Source organism: Alteromonas sp. ALT199 (assembly GCF_018619335.1).
Classification (GTDB): domain Bacteria; phylum Pseudomonadota; class Gammaproteobacteria; order Enterobacterales; family Alteromonadaceae; genus Alteromonas.
In genome coordinates, this window is record NZ_JAHHDX010000117.1 from 45,730 (window position 1) to 66,493 (window position 20,764).

The 20,764-nt window shown below is 43.5% G+C and carries 19 protein-coding genes; 3 read left to right on the forward strand and 16 right to left on the reverse strand.

Annotated elements, in window-relative coordinates:
* Positions 1-21 precede the first annotated feature (21 nt).
* From KL866_RS12640 to trxA, 3 genes are all read right to left on the reverse strand, one after another.
* Positions 22-1,320, reverse strand: coding sequence for an amidohydrolase (locus KL866_RS12640; RefSeq protein ID WP_214995300.1), 1,299 nt, complete (start codon positions 1,318-1,320; stop codon positions 22-24).
* 227 nt (positions 1,321-1,547) lie between these two features.
* Positions 1,548-2,813: a transcription termination factor Rho gene (gene rho, locus KL866_RS12645; RefSeq protein ID WP_025256737.1), complete on the reverse strand. Its 1,266-nt coding sequence runs from the start codon at positions 2,811-2,813 to the stop codon at positions 1,548-1,550.
* Positions 2,814-3,084: 271 nt separating this feature from the next.
* Complete coding sequence (gene trxA / locus KL866_RS12650) at positions 3,085-3,411, reverse strand: thioredoxin TrxA (protein ID WP_025256738.1); 327 nt, start codon at positions 3,409-3,411, stop codon at positions 3,085-3,087.
* A gap of 100 nt (positions 3,412-3,511) precedes the next feature.
* Here trxA and rhlB point away from each other — a divergent pair, with 100 nt between their 5' ends.
* A complete protein-coding gene (gene rhlB / locus KL866_RS12655) occupies positions 3,512-4,798 on the forward strand; it encodes an ATP-dependent RNA helicase RhlB (protein ID WP_025256739.1) in 1,287 nt (428 codons plus the stop codon).
* A 26-nt stretch (positions 4,799-4,824) separates the two neighbouring features.
* Positions 4,825-6,336: a hypothetical protein gene (locus tag KL866_RS12660; RefSeq protein WP_025256740.1), complete on the forward strand. Its 1,512-nt coding sequence runs from the start codon at positions 4,825-4,827 to the stop codon at positions 6,334-6,336.
* 87 nt (positions 6,337-6,423) lie between these two features.
* Here the strand turns inward: KL866_RS12660 and hemB are convergent, their stop codons facing one another.
* From hemB to tatA, 7 genes are read right to left on the reverse strand one after another with little or no spacing between them, the layout of a single operon-like run.
* Entirely contained in the window at positions 6,424-7,443 is a 1,020-nt protein-coding gene (hemB, locus tag KL866_RS12665) for a porphobilinogen synthase (RefSeq protein WP_025256741.1), read from the reverse strand.
* Positions 7,440-9,338, reverse strand: a complete 1,899-nt coding sequence (locus KL866_RS12670; protein WP_025256742.1) for a diguanylate cyclase — start codon at positions 9,336-9,338, stop codon at positions 7,440-7,442. The genes hemB and KL866_RS12670 overlap by 4 nt, the downstream gene beginning before the upstream one ends.
* A 12-nt stretch (positions 9,339-9,350) precedes the next feature.
* Entirely contained in the window at positions 9,351-10,127 is a 777-nt protein-coding gene (locus KL866_RS12675; protein ID WP_025256743.1) for a TatD family hydrolase, read from the reverse strand.
* Positions 10,128-10,664 (reverse strand): hypothetical protein, encoded by a 537-nt coding sequence (locus KL866_RS12680; RefSeq protein ID WP_214995302.1) that lies wholly within the window; start codon positions 10,662-10,664, stop codon positions 10,128-10,130. It lies immediately after the preceding gene.
* Between the two features lie 25 nt (positions 10,665-10,689).
* Positions 10,690-11,445, reverse strand: coding sequence for a twin-arginine translocase subunit TatC (gene tatC, locus KL866_RS12685; protein ID WP_025256745.1), 756 nt, complete (start codon positions 11,443-11,445; stop codon positions 10,690-10,692).
* Complete coding sequence (gene tatB / locus KL866_RS12690; protein ID WP_025256746.1) at positions 11,446-11,745, reverse strand: Sec-independent protein translocase protein TatB; 300 nt, start codon at positions 11,743-11,745, stop codon at positions 11,446-11,448.
* Entirely contained in the window at positions 11,745-11,984 is a 240-nt protein-coding gene (gene tatA / locus KL866_RS12695; protein WP_025256747.1) for a Sec-independent protein translocase subunit TatA, read from the reverse strand. Before tatA ends, tatB begins: the two co-directional genes overlap by 1 nt.
* A gap of 183 nt (positions 11,985-12,167) precedes the next feature.
* Between tatA and KL866_RS12700 the strand changes: the two genes are divergently transcribed.
* Positions 12,168-13,229 (forward strand): hypothetical protein, encoded by a 1,062-nt coding sequence (locus KL866_RS12700; protein WP_214995304.1) that lies wholly within the window; start codon positions 12,168-12,170, stop codon positions 13,227-13,229.
* A 195-nt stretch (positions 13,230-13,424) separates the two neighbouring features.
* On the opposite strand, the gene ilvN is transcribed toward KL866_RS12700, so the two are convergent.
* The 6 genes from ilvN to KL866_RS20300 form a co-directional block, all read right to left on the reverse strand.
* Positions 13,425-13,922: an acetolactate synthase small subunit gene (gene ilvN / locus KL866_RS12705; protein WP_025256749.1), complete on the reverse strand. Its 498-nt coding sequence runs from the start codon at positions 13,920-13,922 to the stop codon at positions 13,425-13,427.
* A complete protein-coding gene (locus KL866_RS12710) occupies positions 13,922-15,640 on the reverse strand; it encodes an acetolactate synthase 3 large subunit (protein ID WP_025256750.1) in 1,719 nt (572 codons plus the stop codon). Before KL866_RS12710 ends, ilvN begins: the two co-directional genes overlap by 1 nt.
* Positions 15,641-15,912: 272 nt before the next feature.
* Entirely contained in the window at positions 15,913-16,290 is a 378-nt protein-coding gene (maoP, locus tag KL866_RS12715; protein WP_025256751.1) for a DUF413 domain-containing protein, read from the reverse strand.
* Positions 16,291-16,523: 233 nt separating this feature from the next.
* On the reverse strand, positions 16,524-16,985 hold the full coding sequence (locus KL866_RS12720; RefSeq protein WP_025256752.1) for a hotdog fold domain-containing protein: 462 nt from the start codon (positions 16,983-16,985) through the stop codon (positions 16,524-16,526).
* Between the two features lie 221 nt (positions 16,986-17,206).
* A complete protein-coding gene (locus tag KL866_RS12725; protein ID WP_251140021.1) occupies positions 17,207-19,780 on the reverse strand; it encodes a TonB-dependent receptor domain-containing protein in 2,574 nt (857 codons plus the stop codon).
* Complete coding sequence (locus KL866_RS20300) at positions 19,729-20,574, reverse strand: TonB-dependent siderophore receptor (RefSeq protein WP_251140022.1); 846 nt, start codon at positions 20,572-20,574, stop codon at positions 19,729-19,731. Before KL866_RS20300 ends, KL866_RS12725 begins: the two co-directional genes overlap by 52 nt.
* Between the last annotated feature and the right edge of the window lie 190 nt (positions 20,575-20,764).

Genomic DNA, 20,764 nt, shown 5'->3' on the forward strand with positions numbered 1-20,764 from the left:
GCATGTCTCCAGCTGCCAACATTAATGTTGCGCCATGTAGTCTAAAGTAAAATTAGTAAGAAGCTTCACGCCCAGTTTCATTCCCTCGTCGTCAACGTAAAACTCTGGCGTGTGATGAGCGGGACTATCTTCTTCTGATACATCGAGGGGCTTGCCGCCGACCCAAACATACAAACCAGGTATTTGCTCTTGGAAAAATGAAAAATCTTCTGCTCCAGTAACCGGCTTTGAGAGTAATGTGTTCTCTTCGCCAGCGGTACGCTGCATAGTAGGCAGCATTGCTCTAGTAAGCTCTGGGTCGTTGTAAGTAATGGGGTAGTAATAGTCTAGGGGCAAAGTAAGCTCCGCTTCTGCGCCCATGCTCTGTGCTATGGCTTTCACTTTACGCGGTAACGACTCATAGATATGATCACGGGCGGCTTCATTAAGTGTACGGATCGTGCCTACCATTTCTACTTCGTTTGGAATGATATTAGAACGGTTGCCACCATGAATCGAGCCGATAGAGACCACAGCTGCATCGTCAATCAATTTCAATTCACGACTTACAATGGTTTGAATAGACATGATCATTTGTGCAGCAGTAACTACTGGATCTACGCTCTTCCACGGATAGGCGCCGTGTGCCTGCTTTCCATGGATCACAATTTTAAACGGGTCTACTGCGGCCATGGTGCCACCAGCGTTATAACGTACTTTACCTACGTCGGTGTTGGCGTTGATATGTAAGCCGAAAATGGCGTCTACTTCAGGGTTCTTCAATACGCCTTCAGCAACCATAACTTCAGCACCGCCTTTTTCTCCGGCCGGCGCCCCTTCTTCTGCTGGCTGAAAAATAAATTTCACTTTACCTTTCAATTCGCCTTTTATCTGGGTGAGAATTTTTGCTGCGCCCATGAGCATGGCCATGTGAGTATCGTGACCGCATGCGTGCATAATCGGTACTTCTTTACCATTATACTCGCCTTTTTGGGTTGAACGATAAACTAAGTCATTTTGTTCTTTTACAGGAAGGCCATCCATATCAGCGCGTAACGCAACCACTGGACCGGGCTTACCCGAATCTAAAATAGCTACCACACCGGTTTTTGCTACACCGGTTTGCACATCTAACCCCAAACTTTCAAGATAGTTAGCAACATATTCAGCGGTTTTGAATTCGCGGTTAGATAGCTCAGGAAATTTATGGAAGTGGTGGCGCCATTTAATAACATCTGGCTCAACCCAATTGGCAAGCTCATTCACATTAGTTTGAGCAGCGTAGGCGGTAGAAACAGATACTAACCCTGCAAAAGTAAACGACAGCAACTTCCGGTACATAATAATTATTTCCTTTGATGTTTTTTAAACAGAATAAATCATCTCGGGGAAGAACACACCACTGAATGAACAATTGCAATCAAAACTAAATAGGCGATAAGTTTTGAAAATACCTGATTAATCAGCGCATGAATACTAGACGGAAGTATAAGAAAAATAACATATGCGAGAGATACAATAAAAAAGGCGCCATTTGGCGCCTTACAGATATACGATAGTACTTTTAACTAGCTCTTTTGTCTGCGCATTGCGTCAAAGAATTCGTTGTTAGTCTTGGTCATCGATAGCTTACTAATAAGGAATTCCATCGCGTCAATTTCTGACATTTCGTGGACAATTTTGCGAAGGATCCACATTTTCTGTAGTTCGTCTTGCGCAGTAAGCAACTCTTCACGACGTGTACCAGAGCGGTTAAAGTCGATAGCTGGGAATACACGCTTTTCCGCAATCTTGCGATTAAGGTGTAATTCCATGTTACCTGTACCTTTAAACTCTTCGTAGATAACCTCATCCATCTTAGAGCCAGTATCAATTAGCGCTGTTGCAATAATTGTTAAGCTTCCGCCTTCCTCAACATTACGAGCAGCACCAAAGAAGCGTTTAGGCTTATGCAGCGCATTAGCATCAACACCACCGGTAAGTACTTTACCAGATGAAGGAATTACCGTGTTGTATGCACGAGCAAGACGGGTAATCGAATCTAGCAAAATAACCACGTCTTTTTTGTGTTCTACAAGACGCTTAGCTTTCTCGATAACCATTTCAGCCACTTGTACGTGACGACTTGCTGGCTCATCAAATGTTGATGCAACCACTTCACCCTGAACTAGGCGATGCATCTCGGTTACTTCTTCTGGACGTTCGTCGATAAGTAACACCATTAACTCACAATCAGGGTGGTTAGCGGCAATAGACTGGGCGATATTTTGAAGAAGTAGTGTTTTACCTGCTTTAGGTGGCGCAACAATTAGACCACGCTGACCTTTACCTATTGGAGAGGCAAGGTCTAGTACACGGGCCGTAATGTCTTCAGTAGACCCATTACCACGTTCCATGCGCAAACGGTCTGCGGCGTGTAGCGGTGTCAGGTTTTCGAAAAGAATCTTATTACGTGAGTTTTCAGGCTTGTCGAAGTTTACTTCGCGAATTTTTAATAGGGCGAAATATCGTTCACTGTCTTTCGGTGGACGAATTTTTCCGGCAATCGTATCACCGGTACGCAGATTAAAGCGTCGGATTTGGCTTGGCGACACATATATGTCGTCAGGACCAGCTAGATACGATGAATCAGCTGAGCGTAAAAAGCCGAAACCGTCCTGTAAAATTTCTAGTACCCCATCCCCAAAGATGTCTTCACCGCTTTTGGCGTGAGTCTTAAGGATTGAGAAAATGATGTCTTGTTTTCTGGCGCGCGCCATGTTTTCCAGGCCCATTTCCTCGGCCAGGTTAACCAACTCGCTTATTGGTTTGTTCTTTAATTCAGTTAAATTCATACTGGTGGGTCTTTGTGCTTGAACTTCGCTTACAGGACTTATTGTCACTCTGTTCTAGTTTAGATTTGATATCACCCGGATATGGGTGTAGGCAGAATGCTGCTCGGATGAGCGCTGAGGAAAAGTTAGCACTATATTTAACCAACGTCCAGCGTTTTACCACCGAAATGTTAAATAAAATGTTGCGCCCTTCTCTAAAACTAAATGCAAGTACCTGAGATGCAAATAAAAACCGGCGCTTAATTCGCACCGGCTTTTACTCTTTTTTCAATTAAAGATTTTCGTTAAGAAACTCTGTCAATTGAGCTTTTGATAACGCGCCAACTTTAGTTGCTGCAACGCTACCGTTTTTGAAAAGTAGCAATGTAGGAATACCACGAATGCCATATTTAGGCGGAGTTTCGTTATTTTCATCGACATTCAACTTGCCAACTGTTAACTTGCCATCAAACTCGGTCGCAACTTCTTCTAAGATTGGTGCGATCATTTTACACGGGCCACACCATTCGGCCCAGAAGTCAACCAGTACAGGACCTTCAGCATTGATAACATCTGCTTCGAATTTATCGTCAGATAACTGGATAATTTTGTCGCTCATTCTTTTCTCCATTATTGGTCTGTCGCTGATTTGTCTCAGCCCGACCATAAGTGTTATATAGAAACTGTTTTTTAATGCAAGCACTGATAAGCTATAAGCTATGCCTACTCACTTAACTGATACTCACTTTTCCGACCTACCGATTAACGGTAAGGTTGTTGACGCCTTAACGGCAGCTAATTTTTCACATTGTACACCAATTCAAGCACTTGCACTGCCTCCATTATTGGAAGGTCACGACATTGCAGGTCAGGCTCAAACCGGTACCGGTAAAACCATTGCTTTTTTGGTGGCTACATTTCACTATTTGCTAAGCAAAGCAGAAAATGCAGATAACAGCAAATCAAATGGCCCTCGCGCAATTATTATGGCGCCAACCAGAGAGCTTGCCGTTCAAATCTTTAACGACGCCAAACTGCTTAGTGAGCATACTGGATTGTCGCTTGGTTTGATTTATGGGGGCGAAGGTTACCAAAGTCAACGTGAAACTTTGGAAGAAGGGGTAGATATTATAATTGGTACGACAGGACGCATTCTTGATTACTATAAGCAAAATGTGTTCACACTGAAGAATATTCAGGTTGCCGTACTTGATGAAGCCGATCGCATGTTCGATTTAGGTTTCATAAAAGATATCCGCTTCTTATTTCGCCGTTTGCCCCCTGCGAGCGAACGCTTGAGCATGTTGTTCTCTGCAACGCTTAGCTACCGCGTGCAGGAACTTGCCTACGAACACATGAATAATCCAACCCATGTTCAAGTAGCACCAGAACAAACAACGGCTACGCGTGTTAGCCAGGAGCTGTTCTACCCTTCCGACGATGACAAAATGCTGCTGCTTCTCACCTTACTTGAAGAAGAATGGCCTGAAAAAGCGATTGTTTTTGCAAATACAAAGAACAGCTGTGAAAGAGTCACTGATTGGCTAACCGCCGATGGTCATCGTGTGGGCTTGCTAAGTGGCGATGTACCCCAGAAGAAACGCTTGGGTATATTAGAAGACTTTACTAAGGGTAAACTGGATATTTTAGTTGCTACTGATGTAGCTGCTCGGGGTCTCCACATTGATGCAGTAACACACGTATTTAACTACGATTTGCCAGATGATGCGGAAGACTATGTACATCGTATTGGTCGTACTGGGCGTGCTGGACAAAGCGGCGTTGCCATTAGCTTTGCCTGCGAGAAATACGCGCTAAACCTACCTGCTATCGAACAGTACATTCAACAAGCAATTCCGGTTACAGACTATGACAGTAGTGCGTTAATTGACGATGTGACGCCTCCAAAGCCTCGCAGAAGACGCACACCGAACAACCGTAATAGTTCACGACGTGGAAATACTAGAGGCCGCGGCAAGCCGCAGCAGCGAAATAATAAGGCGTAAAGATATTTAATAAGAATCGAGATTTTATGCAGGCAGAACTCCAGCACGACGCACAAACCTACGGCGAATATTACGCCGCCGTAGACTTAGGCTCTAACAGCTTTCACATGGTGATTGTTCACGTTGTTAACGGCAGTGTGCAAATAATAGGGAAAATTAAACAGAAAGTGCGCTTAGCAGCAGGTTTAAATGATGATTTCGCACTTGATGACGTAAGTATGGAACGCGGCTGGCAGTGCCTGCAAGTTTTCTCAGAGCGCCTGCAGGATATTCCTCCGTCAAATATTAAAATTGTTGCCACCGCTACACTACGCCTAGCAACCAATGCTCATATTTTCATTCGCAAAGCGGAAGAAATTCTCAATCACAAGCTTGATGTAATAAGCGGTGAAGAAGAAGCACGACAAATCTATCTTGGCGTAGCTTATACGTCAGCTAACCAAGGTAATAGCTTGGTTATAGATATTGGCGGTGCTAGTACCGAAATCATTATTGGCAATGACATGCAGCCTATCCACCTTAAAAGTTTGGATATGGGTTGCGTTACCTTTATGGAGCGCTACTTCACCGGTGGCAAAATTACCGAAGAAAATTTCGAAAACGCCAAACAAGCGGCACATACGCTGATTGCCGACGTATCGAACGCCTTTTTGTGCTTTGACTGGGAAAATTGTTTAGGTGCTTCAGGTACACCACAAGCAATTACCGAAATTCTAGTCGCACAAGGTATAAGCGATGCTATTCGCTTAGATTACCTCTATCACTTAAAAAAGCAGTGTATCGAATGCGGGAGCATCAAAACCCTTGATATCGATGGCTTAGAAGATAATAGAAAAGCTATTTTCCCTTCTGGCTTGGCTATTCTGATCAGCTTGTTTGAAGCGCTAAGTATTAAGCACATGAATATTTCTGGTGGAGCCCTGCGTGAGGGACTTATCTACGGTATGTTAGATAACGTCACAGAAAACGACCGTCGTCAGCAAACGCTTAATCAAGCAAAACAGCGTTATCATATTGACAAAAATCACGCGAACTCGGTTCGCCATGTCGCACTAGCTTTATGCCACCAACTTTGTGCACAACAAAACATTTGCCACCTAGATACGGAAACCATTTTAGGAGCAGCTGCACAGTTACATGAAATTGGCCTGCATATCGAATACAAGCGCCACCACGAGCACGGTGAATATATTTTAAGTCATATAGATTTACCCGGCTTCACTCGTTTACAACGTTCTGCAATTCGCGATCTAGTAGCGCAACATCGTTTAACTATTGATACGCAAATTCTGGAAAAGTATCACGAAGACTACAGGCCAATGCTAAAAGGCTTACTTCGAGTGTTGAGGATTGCCGTGGTTTTATGTCTGAGACGCCAAAACAAGCATATACCTGAAGTATCATTGAGCTGTGAAGATAGCAAGTGGACACTTACATTTCCTGATGGATGGCTAAAGTCACATCCATTGATTAATGCAGAGCTAGCTAATGAGTGCTGGTTACAACATAAGGCCGGATGCGAACTTGTATGTGTGTAAGTACTCACACCAATTTTTTAGCGAAGACTAAAAAAGCCGTGCTTAGCACGGCTTTTTTACTGTGGATGACAACTCACTTTCCCATAGTTAAGACGACGATTTACCATTTTGCTTTATTAGCAACTCAGCGGCTTTAGGCGCAAAGTAGGTTAAAATCCCATCTGCGCCAGCACGTTTAAACGCAAGTAAAGACTCTAAGATCACCGCTTCTTCGTTAAGCCATCCGTTAGCGAAGGCAGCTTGGTGCATCGCATACTCACCACTTACCTGATAAGCAAATGTTGGTACTTTAAACTCATCCTTACAGCGGCGAACAACATCTAAATACGGCATTCCTGGCTTCACCATTACCATGTCCGCACCCTCTTCAATATCAAGGGCAATTTCATGAAGCGCCTCGTTGGTATTTGCAGGATCCATCTGGTACGTTTTCTTGTTGCCTCCTTTGATGTTTGCAGCAGAGCCAACTGCGTCACGAAATGGACCATAGTATGCCGATGCGTACTTCGCTGAATAGGCCATAATGCACGTGTTGATGTGCCCCGCTTCCTCTAGCGCCTTACGAATGCTGCCAATACGACCATCCATCATGTCTGAAGGCGCTACGATATCTGCCCCAGCTTCAGCATGAGAAAGCGCTTGCTTAATAAGTACCTCTACAGTCTCGTCGTTCATCACATAGCCAGTGTCGTCTAAAAGGCCATCCTGCCCATGAGATGTGAAAGGATCTAATGCTATATCAGACATCAGCATCACTTCAGGAAATGCCTTTTTTAGCGCTCTCATAGCCTGCTGGGCAAGCCCTTCGCTGTTAAATGCTTCACTAGCGCATTCAGTTTTAAGCGACATCGGTGTAACAGGGAAAAGCGCGATGGTTTTAATGCCTAACTCTACCCATTTCGCCGTTTCATGCACAAGTAAATCGACAGAAAGCCTTTCAACACCAGGCATGGAAGGAACAGCTTCACGCATGTTTTCACCTGGCAGTACGAATACTGGATAGATTAGGTCGTCTGTTGTTAAATGGTGCTCTGCCACAAGCCCTCTTAACGCATCTTTATAACGCAGTCGACGCATACGACGATGAGGGAAAGGTGAAGACGTCATAGTTTTTCCTGTAAATGTTTGTGTATTACTGTGTTACGCCCCAAAGCCTTGGCTTCATAAAGGCACTCATCAGCTTGTTTAAATAAGCTCTGTGCGTGGTTTTCATCAGTAACAATAGCTGAAGACACACCTGCACTTACGGTTAGCTTAATGTTTTGCCCTTCATATTCAAGGGGATTAACCTCTAAGTGATGGCGCATACTATCTGCAACGTGATAAGCGCCGTCTAAGGCAGTATTAGGCAATATAATGGCAAACTCTTCACCACCTATGCGACACAAATCATCTGTTGGGCGGTGGATGAGCTTTTGAAACACATTTGTCACGTGGATTAGGCACGCATCTCCGCCATCATGCCCGTATTCATCGTTAACTTTCTTGAAATGATCCACGTCAACAATTATGAGTGATAACGGCGTTTGCTCACGGCGGCTTCGTCTTCCTTCTGAGCGCAACCGCTTATCGAAGTGGCGACGGTTATGCGCCCCTGTGAGCGGGTCTATAGCGTTAAGCCTCTCTAGCTCTTGATTCACTTCAGAGAGTTCACGCAGGGTTATCTCTAATTCGAGCGTTCGCTCCTGAACTTTGTATTCTAAATCATCTTGGTAGCGCTTTTGCACTTCCAACAAACGTTCTTTAGCTGTGCTAGCTTGCTTCTCTTGCTCAAGTGCGAAGTGTTGCGCATCAATTAAATCGTCTCGACTGTGACTGTAATTAATGGCGAGAATAAGTGCTAATATTAATGTCTCTACCGCTCCACCAATCACTAATAAATTATTAGATGATATGTTTAATTGGATAATGTTCACGTTATCAAGGCTTGCACATAAGCCACTGACGAGTAAAAAACCCCAAGCAATAGTGAAATAGCGCGCCACCACCTCACCTTTAAGTGATAACCAAACGCCAAGGGATAAAATAAAAATAACAACTAGGCTCAACAGCAAAAGAAGGGCTTTTATCATTAGCCAATAAGGTACAAAGAGACCAACGATGATGCTTAGGCCACAAATCCAGCTAATAGACTTCGTCACTTTATCTAGCTTTTTACTGTAACGCTTTATAGGCAAAAGGCTGCGAGTAAATAATGCCGCAAACATAATGGTAGCGTTCGCAAAAACGATAATAGCCTTACTTTGAAACCACGTGCTTCCAGGCCAAATGTGGGAAAAGCCATAACCGTGCAAGGTCATTAAGATAAGGGCTAGGTTAATGACATAACCAGAATAAAACAGAAAGGACACACTTTTAGTTGTTACTGTCAAAAACGCATTACTTACGCCCATCGCAACCAAAATTCCGAAAAAGATACCTAGCGCTAAGTTTCTACTGGCTGTGTATTCAATAAACTCTGTTTCCTCCCAAATTCGAATTGGAAGGCGGATACTCCCAGACGTTTGCAACCTTATAATGACACGCTGTGACTGTGCACTTACGGGTAAAGGAAATAAAGGCTCAACATGCGCGACGGGCCAATCGCCAAAGTTACGGCGATCACCGCTAAAATAGGTAACAACAGGTTTGCTGCCAACGTGGTTATAAACAGCTACATCAAGATTGTCTAAAAGTGGGTAATCTATGTGTAAGAGAAACCGACTTTGGTTGCTTTGTGTCGGTTCAATCATCATTGAAAACCAATAAACGTCAGTTTCCATTCCTAAATTTACTGGGGAAGATATATGAGCCCACTCACTTGCCGGGATTTCAATAACACTATTGAAGTCGAGTGATGCCCCTTCAGTTTCTTTTAAATAGGTTAACTGCGAAAAACGAGTCGAAAGATTTGTCGTTGAAGAAAGGTTAAGTAAAACAAAGATAAATGCAACAACAGCAAGCACTGTGATAAGGATTAGACCCGCATCATAATTGCGTATCGCTTTCAAATTCGTCTGCATACAAACCTATGTTTAGCTAAGAGAAAACAACTCACAGCTATTAGCATAACTGCTAATACACAATTTATCAGTCTCTACTTGCAGATATTCGCCTAATTGCTGAGCTATATGCGGTAGAAAAGCAGGCTCGTTGTTGCGCTTTCGAGGACGTAATGTTTTTGGAAATAAATACGGCGCATCAGTTTCAAGAATAAGTCGCTCTAACGGAATATGTTTCACAGCTTCGCGTAAATCTTCACCGCGCTTATCGTCACATACCCACCCTGTGATGCCGATATAAAGCCCTAGCGATAAATACTGCTTCACCTGTTCACTGGTACCTGTAAAGCAGTGAGCAATTCCACCTTTTAAACGAGGCATGTATTGGCTTAATAACTCAATCTGTTGGTTAAACGCATCTCTTTCATGTAAGTACACGGGCAAATGCAACGAAGCGGCTATTTTCAACTGCGCTTCGAACACCGCTAATTGAACGTCTTGGGGTGAAAAGTTGCGATTGAAGTCCAAACCACATTCACCAATGGCTACACACCCCTGGTGTTGTGCAAGTTCATTTAGTCGAAGGTAGTCGCTCTCAGTAACATCTTTAGCATTGTGCGGATGTACACCAATAGTGAAACAACATTGGCTGGGGTACTTTTTATAAAGTGCAATTGCTTCGTCCCACTCGTTAGGATGAGTAGTGATAATGCATAGCTTTTCAACGCCGGCTTCTTGCGCACGGCTTATAACATCGTCGGCGTCAAAACGCTTATCAAGCAAATTGACGCCCGCATCAAACCATGGCACTTACTTAACGCGCTTCACTTTCATGCGCTTGTTAAGACCTTCTACACTTAAGAAGAAAGCCCCTAACAGCCCTCGTTCCACAGCGACAGGCTGGCCTTCCTTAAGCTTCATGTAGGTGTCATCTGTTTGTTGCCATACAGAACCGTCACTAAACGAAATAACGTACTTATCACGAAGACTTTTCTTAAGTGACTTAATGCTAACCAAAATTTCAGACGCTTCTTTTGTAAGGTCTCGCTTGTGCTCCAAACCAAATTCATTTTCTGGTTGAGAGGTAAGACGCGATGGCTTTGCCGCGGGAGGTGTCGCTTTGCTATTATTAGCCGCCCCTCTATAAGTTTGTAACTGGCCGATTTCAGCGTTTACCCCATCGTACTGGCTAAGCGACTTTGCTACTTTGTCGAAGCACATTAGACGTTTTAAACTGTTATCTGTATTTCGGCATTTCTCCATTGCATCGCCGATAGATTCAGCCTGTGCGTTCATTGCGCCAAACGCACACAATAAAGTGGCAAGAGAAAGCAGTCGTATTTTCATTGTTATTCCTTTCTTTTTATAACTTTTATGTGTTGTCAGACGTTTCTGCTGACGTCTCTTCCTGTGGCTTTTTGCCCGCATAGAAGCCGCCTACGATAACGCCAACTTCAAACAGTATCCACATTGGGATAGCTAACAAAGTTTGAGAAATGATATCTGGTGGCGTTAGCAGCATACCTACTACGAAAGCGCCAACAACCACGTATGGTCGCTTTGCTCGTAGCGATTTCGCATCAGTTACACCTGTCCAACACATTAAAATGATGGCTATTGGTATCTCAAATGAGACCCCAAAAGCAAAAAACAGTTTCAAAACAAAATTTAAGTAGCTGGAAATATCAGTACTTACCGTAACCCCTTCTGGAGCAACGCTTGTAAAGAAGGCAAACGCAATTGGGAAAACCACAAAATAGGCGAAGGCCATGCCTGCGTAGAACAGTAGGGTGCTGGAAAGCAAAAGTGGCGCAACCAAACGCTTTTCATTACGGTAGAGCCCTGGCGCAACAAAGCCCCAGATTTGATAAAGAACATAGGGAATGGCGATAAAAAAAGACAGAACCAGCGTAAGCTTGAACGGTGCAAAAAACGGCGATGCAACGTCGGTTGCAATCATACTTGAATTTTCAGGTAAAGCTTCAAGCAGTGGCATAGCCAAAAGTTGGTAGAGGTCTTGAGCGAATGCAGCTAGACAAAGAAATACAATCAGTACACTCAAAAGCGCTTTGAGAATACGACTGCGAAGTTCAATCAAATGAGAAATTAAGTTGTTAGCGTCAGACATCTATTGCTTTTTGTAAGGTTCTTGAACCGACTCTGCAGCTTTTTTAAGCTCATCGACACTTTGTTCAAGTTCAGGTGAAAGATCTTTAAGCCCTTGTTGCTCAGCTTTCTTTAAGTTGTCATGCAATTCATGCACGCGCAACTGATGCTCAACTTCTTGCTTAAAGCCCGTTGCCACATTTCGTACACTACGAATTGTATTTATAGTTGAGCGCATGGCACCTGGCAATCTTTCTGGCCCCAAAACAAGAAGGGCCAATACGCCAATAACCAATAGCTCCCAAAAGCCAATATCGAACATTAGGATTTTTCTTTAACGTCGCTCTGCGTCTGCGTTGAAACAGGCTCTGCAGCTGATTTTTCTTCAACTTGCTTCTTTTGTTCGAAGTCTGCGTCTTTTTCTTCTTCGCTGACCGCTTTTTTGAAGCCTTTAATTGCACCACCTAAGTCAGTGCCAATGCCTTTAAGCCGTTTAGTTCCGAATAAAAGCACTACAATAACCAGTACGATCAGCAACTGCCAAATACTAATACCGCCCATAAAATTAATCTCCATAATATCGATAGCTACAGTATGCCATTGCCTGCCATTGCTTTCACCTGAATATTTACCTGTATGAATAAAGATTGACGTATTAGTTGCAACAATCCATGCTCTGTAAATGCCTTAGAGGAATAGTTAAAACATTCAACTAATCTTATTTTTACAAGGAGTTAGCGAGTAATGCTGTGCCTTACTGTGGTTTATTGCCATTTGTTGCTCACGTCTCAAGTTGTAATAATGCCAACTAATCCAACGGCGAATACTCCATTTAACGCGACCAGCGTTCGACGTACCTATAACAATAGTAATCACGCTTTACCCCAAACCTCTACTAACCTTAAAAATACCGGCGACACAACTTCGCCGATGTATTCGTCTCTCTCTTCTGAAGCTTGGTTCGACATTTGGCAGCGAAGCTTTACCGACACTATGGACTTCACGGTAAAACAATTAGACGGCTTATTTGAAGATGAAGATAGCTCTTACGCTAATGGGAATAAGCGAGCCAGAGCCGAGGGACGTGTTCAACTTGCTTGGGAACCCAGAAGTGGAATGCTATCAGATACAGACCTTCGCTTTCGCATAAGGGTTAAACTACCAGCCCTACAAGAACGTGTAGATTTATTGTTAAGCGATAACGAGGATGAGAACCAAGACAACACTATCCGCGCCGCACGCAATGTTAATACTAACAATAGAGATAGAACCACGATAGCACTTCGCTTCACGCCAGAACAAGATTCACATTTTTCATATAGAATTGGCGCTGGCCGGCGCGACCAATTTTATGCCAAAACTCGATATAGAGACGCCCACGCTTTTTCAGGTCAAATGGCAATGCTTTACGACGCAGAGCTATACTATTATACCCGCGACAGATTAGGCGCAGAAGTTGGTGTGGCGTTCCAATACGAAATAAATAGAAAGCACCTAGTCCGACAAAATAACCGCTTCTACTTCCGTGACGACTCAAACGATTGGCTATGGCGTCACGAGGTACACCATCTGTTTTCGATAGACCAACACAACGCATTTATCCCCCACTTTATGGTGGAAGGACTTAGCCAGCCTAACTATCGCGTAGAAGAGATATACACAGGTTTTAGATGGCGCAACAATACACTTCGCGATTGGTTATTCTTCGAAGTCGAGCCTTTTATTTTATGGCTACGTAACGAAGACTTTAAAACGTCATACGGTATGGCACTGCGTGTTGAAGCTTATTATGGAAGAGATAACTAAGCCCTACTCCACAAAACACAAAACACAAAACACAAAACACAAAACACAAAACACAAAACACAAAACACAAAAATCTAAGCCTTTGCGTTTCGTTATCAAAATATAAAGCGAGTTCTATATCTAGGTCATGGTCAAAAAATAAGGCTGTCAAAATGACAGCCTTATTGGTTTTACTTTTTAGGCTTGTGAAAAGGTTTAAGGACGAAGCGCTCTATCACCTCTAGCAAGACCACAAACACCGGTACGAGAAGACTCGATAATCTCTGCACACTGCCCCATTGTATCGGCAAAAGCATCTAGCTTATCTGATGTACCGGTAATTTCTATGGTGTAGTTGTTTACGTTTACATCAACAATACGCGCTCGAAAGATATCTGAATTACGTTTAACTTCAGCCCTTACCGACTCGGTGCGTGTTGCCACTTTAATAAGCATAAGCTCACGCTCGATGTGTGTACCTTCCGTTAGGTCCACTACTTTTAGCACATCAATAAGCTTATTCACTTGCTTAGTGATTTGTTCGATAACCTTGTCGTCGCCGTGAGTAATAATAGTTAGGCGGGAAAGGCTCGCGTCATCGGTGGGTGCCACACATAGTGAATCTACATTATAACCGCGCTGTGAAAATACACCTACGATACGAGAAAGTGCGCCTGGTGCATTTTCCATTAATACTGAGATAATACGTTTCATCAGGTTCGCTCCGTCTTGCTTAAGCGCATGTCATCCATTGCGCCAAACTTAATTTGCATTGGATATACGTGTTCATTTTGGTCTACTGCTATGTCCATAAACACTAAGCGATCTGTGTAGCTGAAACATTTCTCCATTGCTGCGTCTAGTTCGTCAAGCTTGTCTACTTTAATGCCCACGTGTCCGTACGCTTCTGCCAACTTCACAAAATCAGGCATGGAATCCATATACGAGTGTGAGTGACGCCCTTTATAAATCATATCCTGCCATTGACGAACCATACCTAAAGCACGGTTATTCAACGAGATAATCTTAATCGGCAAATTATATTGCAAACAGGTAGATAGCTCTTGAATATTCATTTGAATACTGCCATCGCCGGTTACTACCACAGAGGTTGAGCTTGGGTGCGCAAATTGAACGCCCATTGCAGCTGGTAAGCCAAAGCCCATGGTGCCTAGACCACCAGAGTTTATCCACTGACGTGGTTTATCATAAGGGTAGTAAAGTGCAGCGAACATTTGATGCTGACCTACGTCAGAACTTACATACGCTTTACCGTCTGTGTGTTTATAAAGCGCCTCGATAACACGCTGAGGTTTAATGACTTCTTCACTTTGCGCGTAGTTCAAGCACTCACGAGAACGCCAGGTTTCAATTTGCTGCCACCAATCGGCAAGCTTATCGCTTTGAGCAGATAAATCTTTCTTATTCACCTGACTCAATATTTGATCGAGTACTTTGTCTACCGAACCTACCACAGGAATATGCGCATTTACGGTTTTAGAAATTGAAGCAGGGTCGATATCTACGTGGATAATATCTGCATGAGGGCAGAATTTATCTACATTATTGGTAACACGGTCATCAAAACGTGCGCCTAACGCAATAATACAATCGGCGTTATGCATTGTTTTGTTCGCTTCAAGCGTACCGTGCATACCTAGCATACCGACAAACTGCTTATGTGTGCCCGGCATAGCACCTAAGCCCATAAGGGTACAGGTTACCGGCGCATTTAACTTCTCTGCTAATTCAATAACTTTTGCCGACGCGTCGCAAGCTACTGCTCCGCCACCAACATATAATACAGGGCGTTCAGCTTTAAGTAGCGACTCAACCGCTTTCTTAACCTGCTTGGGATGGCCCTTTTCTGTCGGGTTATAAGAACGCATGGTAACGTCAGTTGGATACACATAAGGGTGTTCTTCCGCTACGTTCACAATATCTTTTGGTAAATCTACAACCACAGGGCCAGGACGACCTGTGTTTGCAATGTAATAGGCTTTAGCAATCGCTTCTGGAATGTCTACCGCGCGCTTAACCAAAAAGCTGTGCTTAACGATAGGACGCGAGCACCCTACCATGTCAGTTTCTTGGAATGCGTCTTCACCAATGTGCTTCGAAGGCACCTGTCCCGATAAGATTACCATCGGGATAGAGTCCATGTACGCAGTAGCAATACCTGTAATAGTATTAGTTGCGCCAGGGCCTGATGTGACGAGCACTGTGCCGGTTTTGCCAGTTGAACGTGCATAACCATCCGCCATATGGGCGGCTGCCTGTTCATGACGTACGAGGACGTGTTTGACATCATCTTGCGCAAATAACGCATCATAAATGTCTAGTACGGCACCGCCTGGGTAACCGAACACGTGTGTCACTCCTACATCTTTTAGCGCTTCAACCACCATGGCTGCGCCCGACATCATTTTCACAGTGCTTTCTCCTGTAATGGGTTGGGGGGTTTGTCAGCGTACGTTGACGATGCCCCGACTATATCTAAGGTAATAGGAAGATAAAACACCAAATTGCGCAAAAGTGAGATATATATCCCAATATTCGCAATAATTAGGATAAGTATTTCGGCGCAAGTGCGGATTTGACAAAAAATAGGATATTTATTTACACAAAATTAACAGAACAAAGAATAAAAATGGAGAGCAAGATGAATGAGCCTTTGTCTACTGTTCGTGCCAAAGGCATAACCTTAATCATCGAGACTGATATCTATATCACTGTTATCGCCTATATCCTCATCATCGTCAATCTCTTCTGCAGTTGGCCGCTTAGAGCCATAAATACTAGCGGTTTTTGGTCTATTAATTCTTGCTTGGTATTTCAACCACGCTTTTTCCTGAGGCGTAGCGGGTTCACGATGCCCAAGCGCCGACTCCAAATAGGCTTGCTCTTCATCATTTTCTGGTGTGATTTTCCCGTCAACCAAAGCGGCAAACAAGTTTCCGTATGCTTGCAACAACTTACTCTCGTTAATTGAAAAATCCCCGGAACGCGCGAAGCCGTAGGGATAGTTCTTCTTATCTGCGAAGGGCTTTCTGGTAACTTGTTCTTTCGTGATTACAGACATCTTAACCTCTTTCATCGCGAGTATCTAAACTGAACATCTAGACAGATTTGCAACAATTATTGTTGAATGAAATAGACTGACGATTTAGCGTCTTAACCGCTTACAAGGTTATTCTTAGATGGGTTTTTGAATGCTGTCAATTAGAAATAGACGTGTCGTAAAAACTTAATATTGCTTTGTAGAGCAGACATAAAAAAGGTCGCAAAAGCGACCTCAAAATAACAAGACATAGTTTAGCGTTTTTCACTAACCCAAACCGTAATAGTGCCATCTACAACTACTGTCCCTTCACCGTTGTACGCCTTAACTGAAATGGGTAGATCACCAGGCTTCCATGCATCTGCTGGCACTTCTGCGACACAGCGAATGTCAGAGTCTGCTTTCGCCGGATATTTCACTTCCATGCCCTTAGGGATCCATCTAAGGTTTTTAGGAATTGATGCTTCGCACATAAAGCCCATGGCCATTTCTAAACCGTTACAAATAGCGATAACGTGAACCGTACCAATGTGATTTTCTACCCCTTTACGCTTTTTAATGAGCACTTCACAGTAGTTGGGTTTAATGTCTGTAATAAGTGGAGTGACGGTTGAGAAGTAAGGGGCCCTGCGTGCTGAGTACCAGCTAAACAGCTTTTTACCAAAGGGCAATTTTAGAAATTTGTTATAGGTATTAAGTACGTAGTTCTTTGACATAGTTACTCGCGCTAAATATGTACGAGGTTAAACCTCTTAGGTGAAGAATCAGTACACTAACGCGTTGCTCTATGATCAACCTATTGTTTAGCGCACGCCTCGCTGGTTAGACCAGTTTATGCATAGTAACATAATCGTTACTAGCTGAGGTTGCAACAAGGTTTATTACAAAAACAAAAAAGCAGCTCAATTGAGCTGCTTTTTGCTATGCGAATAAGCGCTTAGTTAAGCTGCATGTCAAACCCTACGAAGTAAAATCTTCCACGAGCACTCGCTGGATAAGCAAAGTTCGTCAAGAAAGGTTCTTCGTTAGTCACATTTTTAATACCTCCATACATCTTAACTGTTTCAGTTAATACATATGAGAAGTTGATGTCGTGTTGGAAAAACTCATCCATTACGACTGAATCGTCATAATCACCACGCTCATACGCTTCGACTTCTACGAAGGAAACTAGCTGCTCATCCATGTACTGTGTTTGCCAACCAATTTGTAGATCCTGCCATTTCCAAGTAACAGTAAAGTTGCCCGCCCATTCAGGACGATTGACTTCACCTAATTCTGGGTTAACTTCGCTCAAATCGTTAGGGTTGGTGTATTGGTCAATTTCATTAACCTTAGTACCTGAAAGCTTTGTTAAGAAAGTATGATCATCAATTTCAAAGTCATAACCAACGCTGAAATCTACCCCTGACGTTTCCAGACGAGCAAAGTTAACATCGGTTGAACGCAAGAAGTTAAGCCCAGCAAACTGCGGTGAGTTTTCATCGGTGTTACGGGTAAACAAAGAACAGAAATTTTCGTTTAAGGTTTCACCGATATAACATCCGTTAACGATATCGTCAGAGCTTACAGAGCTGATCGCAGATTCAATCTCAATGCTCCAATAGTCAGCCGTAAGTGACAAACCTTCCAACCAGCTTGCTTGGTATACGAAACCCACTGTTGTTGTATCGGCTGTTTCTTCCTGTAGTTCTGCGTTACCCCCGGTAACCCCAGGGAATGCGGCCGATAGAGGATCGCTGTAAACATATTCACCTGCATCATTAAACGGGTTATAGCCGATTGACTGGAAGTCAGCCACACAGTTAGCCTGTATCTGATCTGCCGCAGCTGGATCATTACCACGGATACCTGCAATCACGCTAGCATTACACGGGTCAGTAGGACGGAATGTTGTACCTACCTCAGGACCGAAAAGTTCTGTGATGTTGGGCGCACGAACAGCCTGAGACTGTGACAAGCGAATCATAAGATCTTCGTGAGGCGCATACATTAGGTTTGCACGCCATGTAGTCGTATCACCAATAGTAGAGTAATCAGAGTAACGTGCAGCCAAATCTAATGTAAGCTCTTCGGCCAGCATCTCGCCTTCAATTAATGGAATTGATACTTCAACAAACACTTCACTTACGTCAAATTCACCTTTTTCATTCGCTGTTTTAATAGATGGCTGGAATACCAATGAATTGTTAGATGAGTACTCAGATATAAAAGTTCCTGCTTGATATTGTGAACCTTCAGGAATAATACCTAGTTGCCAATTATCGAAGGTCGCTTCTGATTTCTCTTTTCTATATTCCCCACCAAGAGCGAAGAATACTGGGCCGTAAGGAAGCTCAAAATAATCAGAAGAATCACCAGAAAGTGAGCCACTCACAACAAACTGTTCGATCGTTGTTTTATCGCGACTGTCTTGTGTTACCCAATCAACAGCTTCTTGAGAGATACCGTCTGCACCCGCCCAAATATTTAGCGGTACACAGCTGCCGTCACCTGGTGTAAACGAGAAATACCCTGGATCATATACTGGAATATTGAATGCTGTTGTAACCTGAGGAGTATCAGCATCCAAATTCACACGGCAGGTTGCCTCGCCAGTTGATGGGTCTGTAACAGCGTCGATAGCAGAGAAAAAGCGGTCTACTGCAACAATATTTTCCGTGCCTTCTTGCTCAAATTCGAATCTTCCGTAATTTAGGGCAAGGCTATACTGCCAGTCGTTTTCTAAGAAGCCTTCAAGACCGATAACTCCGCGTAATGTTCTACGCTCATTTTCGATTTTACCTTGACCAATTCCGATAGGGTCTGTCGTAATAGCAACGCCACCGATTTCGCTCGCTAACGGCTGAATGAATGAAGGAAGGTAAGGGTTATCTGCTGCACCAAACAATAGATCCCAGTATGAAGAAGGCTGACTTTCATTTTCTGTTGTCTGAACAACGTACTTAAACTCACCAAACACCGTGCTTGAATCACTAAGGTCATAGTGACCTAACACGTTTATCGCGATTTTGTCGTTTGGCGTAATTAGATAGCCACGCTGTTGTTGTATGGTGTTATAAGAGTCACCACCAAAGCCTTCAAAGTTACCTGATACCAAACCGTCTTGAATAGGTCTGTAAGAGCCATCTTCCAATACGTTCCAACAACCGCCTAATGCGCCAAATGATGCTGCACCAAACGAGCTGTTATATCCAGAGAACGAATCAAGGCAGTCTGGCGTACCGTTACCATTGAGGTCGATATTGGTCGCAGGATCAAACCCCTCAAACGTATAAGGGTTACCAGGTATGATATAACCATAACCTGAAGTGAATGGGAAAGTACGATAAGGAAGAACAGCTCGCGGGTTTGCTGTAGCTGAACGGTTAAAGAGGGCCAGCTCTTCAGACGTTAAATTCGGTTGCGTACCAAAAGTATCTACGTAATTTTGAATAAAGGCATCTTGCGATGGAATGCTTAAACCAAAATTGAACAGGCCAGTGTTGTCGTAATTGTAATACTGTGCCAAGTTAGGTGTCTTGCACCAATATCGCCTTGTTGGAATCGCAAAGCGGGGTTAGTCCAATCGCGAGCAGAGCCAATGATTAAACCATTATCTCTTTCACTAACACGGACACCCTCATCGTTTTGGTACTCCACATTTATTGCGAAGTTACCTCTGTCGTTGTCAAAATTTTCACCATACAACGCAGACATACTGATCTGCTCACCATCGCCTTCAGATGAAATACCTGTATTGACGTCAAACTCAAAGCCTTCATAATCATCTTGCAGAATGAAGTTCACTACACCCGTCACCGCATCGGCACCATAAACAGCAGACGCACCACCTGTAAGCACTTCTACCGATTTAATCAATTTCACTGGAATTGAACCTACATCAACAGCGGCAGAACCTGCAACACCGCCCACGTGGCGACGACCATTTACTAGCGTTAAGGTACGATTTGAACCTAAACCACGCAGGTTAAGAATATTCGCACCGTCTGCAAACGCTGAGTCGATAGAGCTTTCAGCTGTTGTTGATGAGAACAATGCAGGAATGTCGTTGATTACGTCGGTAACAGAAAACTCACCTGAAAGCTGGATATCTTCTTTTGATATTGCCTGAACAGGTGAAGGTGATGCTAGGTTAGGGTCTCGCGCTATACGCGAGCCTGTAACAACTACTTTTTCAACATCCTTTTCATCAACAGCGGCATCTTCCTGAGCCTTTACCGTAGTTGTACTTAAAGTTAGTGCTGATGCTACTGCACACGCAAGTACAGTCATCTTGTTTCGCTTTGATGAATCAAAAGCCATGTGTGTTTCTCCAGGTGTACTTTTTGTTCCGCTGCGCTCTTTTTGGCACTTATTGGGGAGTCTAAAAGCAATGGTTATTTTTTATTTATTTGAGGTATGCGGTTTACTTAGTCTTTAATTGACCAAACTATACAATTCAAAACATAGCAAACTATGTGCCTACCAAAATGCTAGCAACTAGCGAATCAAC

Excerpts from the sequence above, each read along its gene's own strand:
- rho (WP_025256737.1), bottom strand. The coding sequence starts at position 2,813 with ATGAATTTAACTGAATTAAAGAACAAACCAATAAGCGAGTTGGTTAAC.
- ilvN (WP_025256749.1), bottom strand. The coding sequence starts at position 13,922 with ATGAAACGTATTATCTCAGTATTAATGGAAAATGCACCAGGCGCACTT.
- tatC (WP_025256745.1), bottom strand. The coding sequence starts at position 11,445 with ATGTCTGACGCTAACAACTTAATTTCTCATTTGATTGAACTTCGCAGT.
- maoP (WP_025256751.1), bottom strand. The coding sequence starts at position 16,290 with ATGTCTGTAATCACGAAAGAACAAGTTACCAGAAAGCCCTTCGCAGAT.
- trxA (WP_025256738.1), bottom strand. The coding sequence starts at position 3,411 with ATGAGCGACAAAATTATCCAGTTATCTGACGATAAATTCGAAGCAGAT.
- KL866_RS12640 (WP_214995300.1), bottom strand. The coding sequence starts at position 1,320 with ATGTACCGGAAGTTGCTGTCGTTTACTTTTGCAGGGTTAGTATCTGTT.
- KL866_RS12700 (WP_214995304.1), top strand. The coding sequence starts at position 12,168 with ATGCTGTGCCTTACTGTGGTTTATTGCCATTTGTTGCTCACGTCTCAA.
- KL866_RS20300 (WP_251140022.1), bottom strand. The coding sequence starts at position 20,574 with ATGGCTTTTGATTCATCAAAGCGAAACAAGATGACTGTACTTGCGTGT.
- KL866_RS12660 (WP_025256740.1), top strand. The coding sequence starts at position 4,825 with ATGCAGGCAGAACTCCAGCACGACGCACAAACCTACGGCGAATATTAC.
- rhlB (WP_025256739.1), top strand. The coding sequence starts at position 3,512 with ATGCCTACTCACTTAACTGATACTCACTTTTCCGACCTACCGATTAAC.
- KL866_RS12720 (WP_025256752.1), bottom strand. The coding sequence starts at position 16,985 with ATGTCAAAGAACTACGTACTTAATACCTATAACAAATTTCTAAAATTG.
- hemB (WP_025256741.1), bottom strand. The coding sequence starts at position 7,443 with ATGACGTCTTCACCTTTCCCTCATCGTCGTATGCGTCGACTGCGTTAT.
- KL866_RS12680 (WP_214995302.1), bottom strand. The coding sequence starts at position 10,664 with ATGAAAATACGACTGCTTTCTCTTGCCACTTTATTGTGTGCGTTTGGC.
- tatA (WP_025256747.1), bottom strand. The coding sequence starts at position 11,984 with ATGGGCGGTATTAGTATTTGGCAGTTGCTGATCGTACTGGTTATTGTA.
- KL866_RS12670 (WP_025256742.1), bottom strand. The coding sequence starts at position 9,338 with ATGCAGACGAATTTGAAAGCGATACGCAATTATGATGCGGGTCTAATC.
- tatB (WP_025256746.1), bottom strand. The coding sequence starts at position 11,745 with ATGTTCGATATTGGCTTTTGGGAGCTATTGGTTATTGGCGTATTGGCC.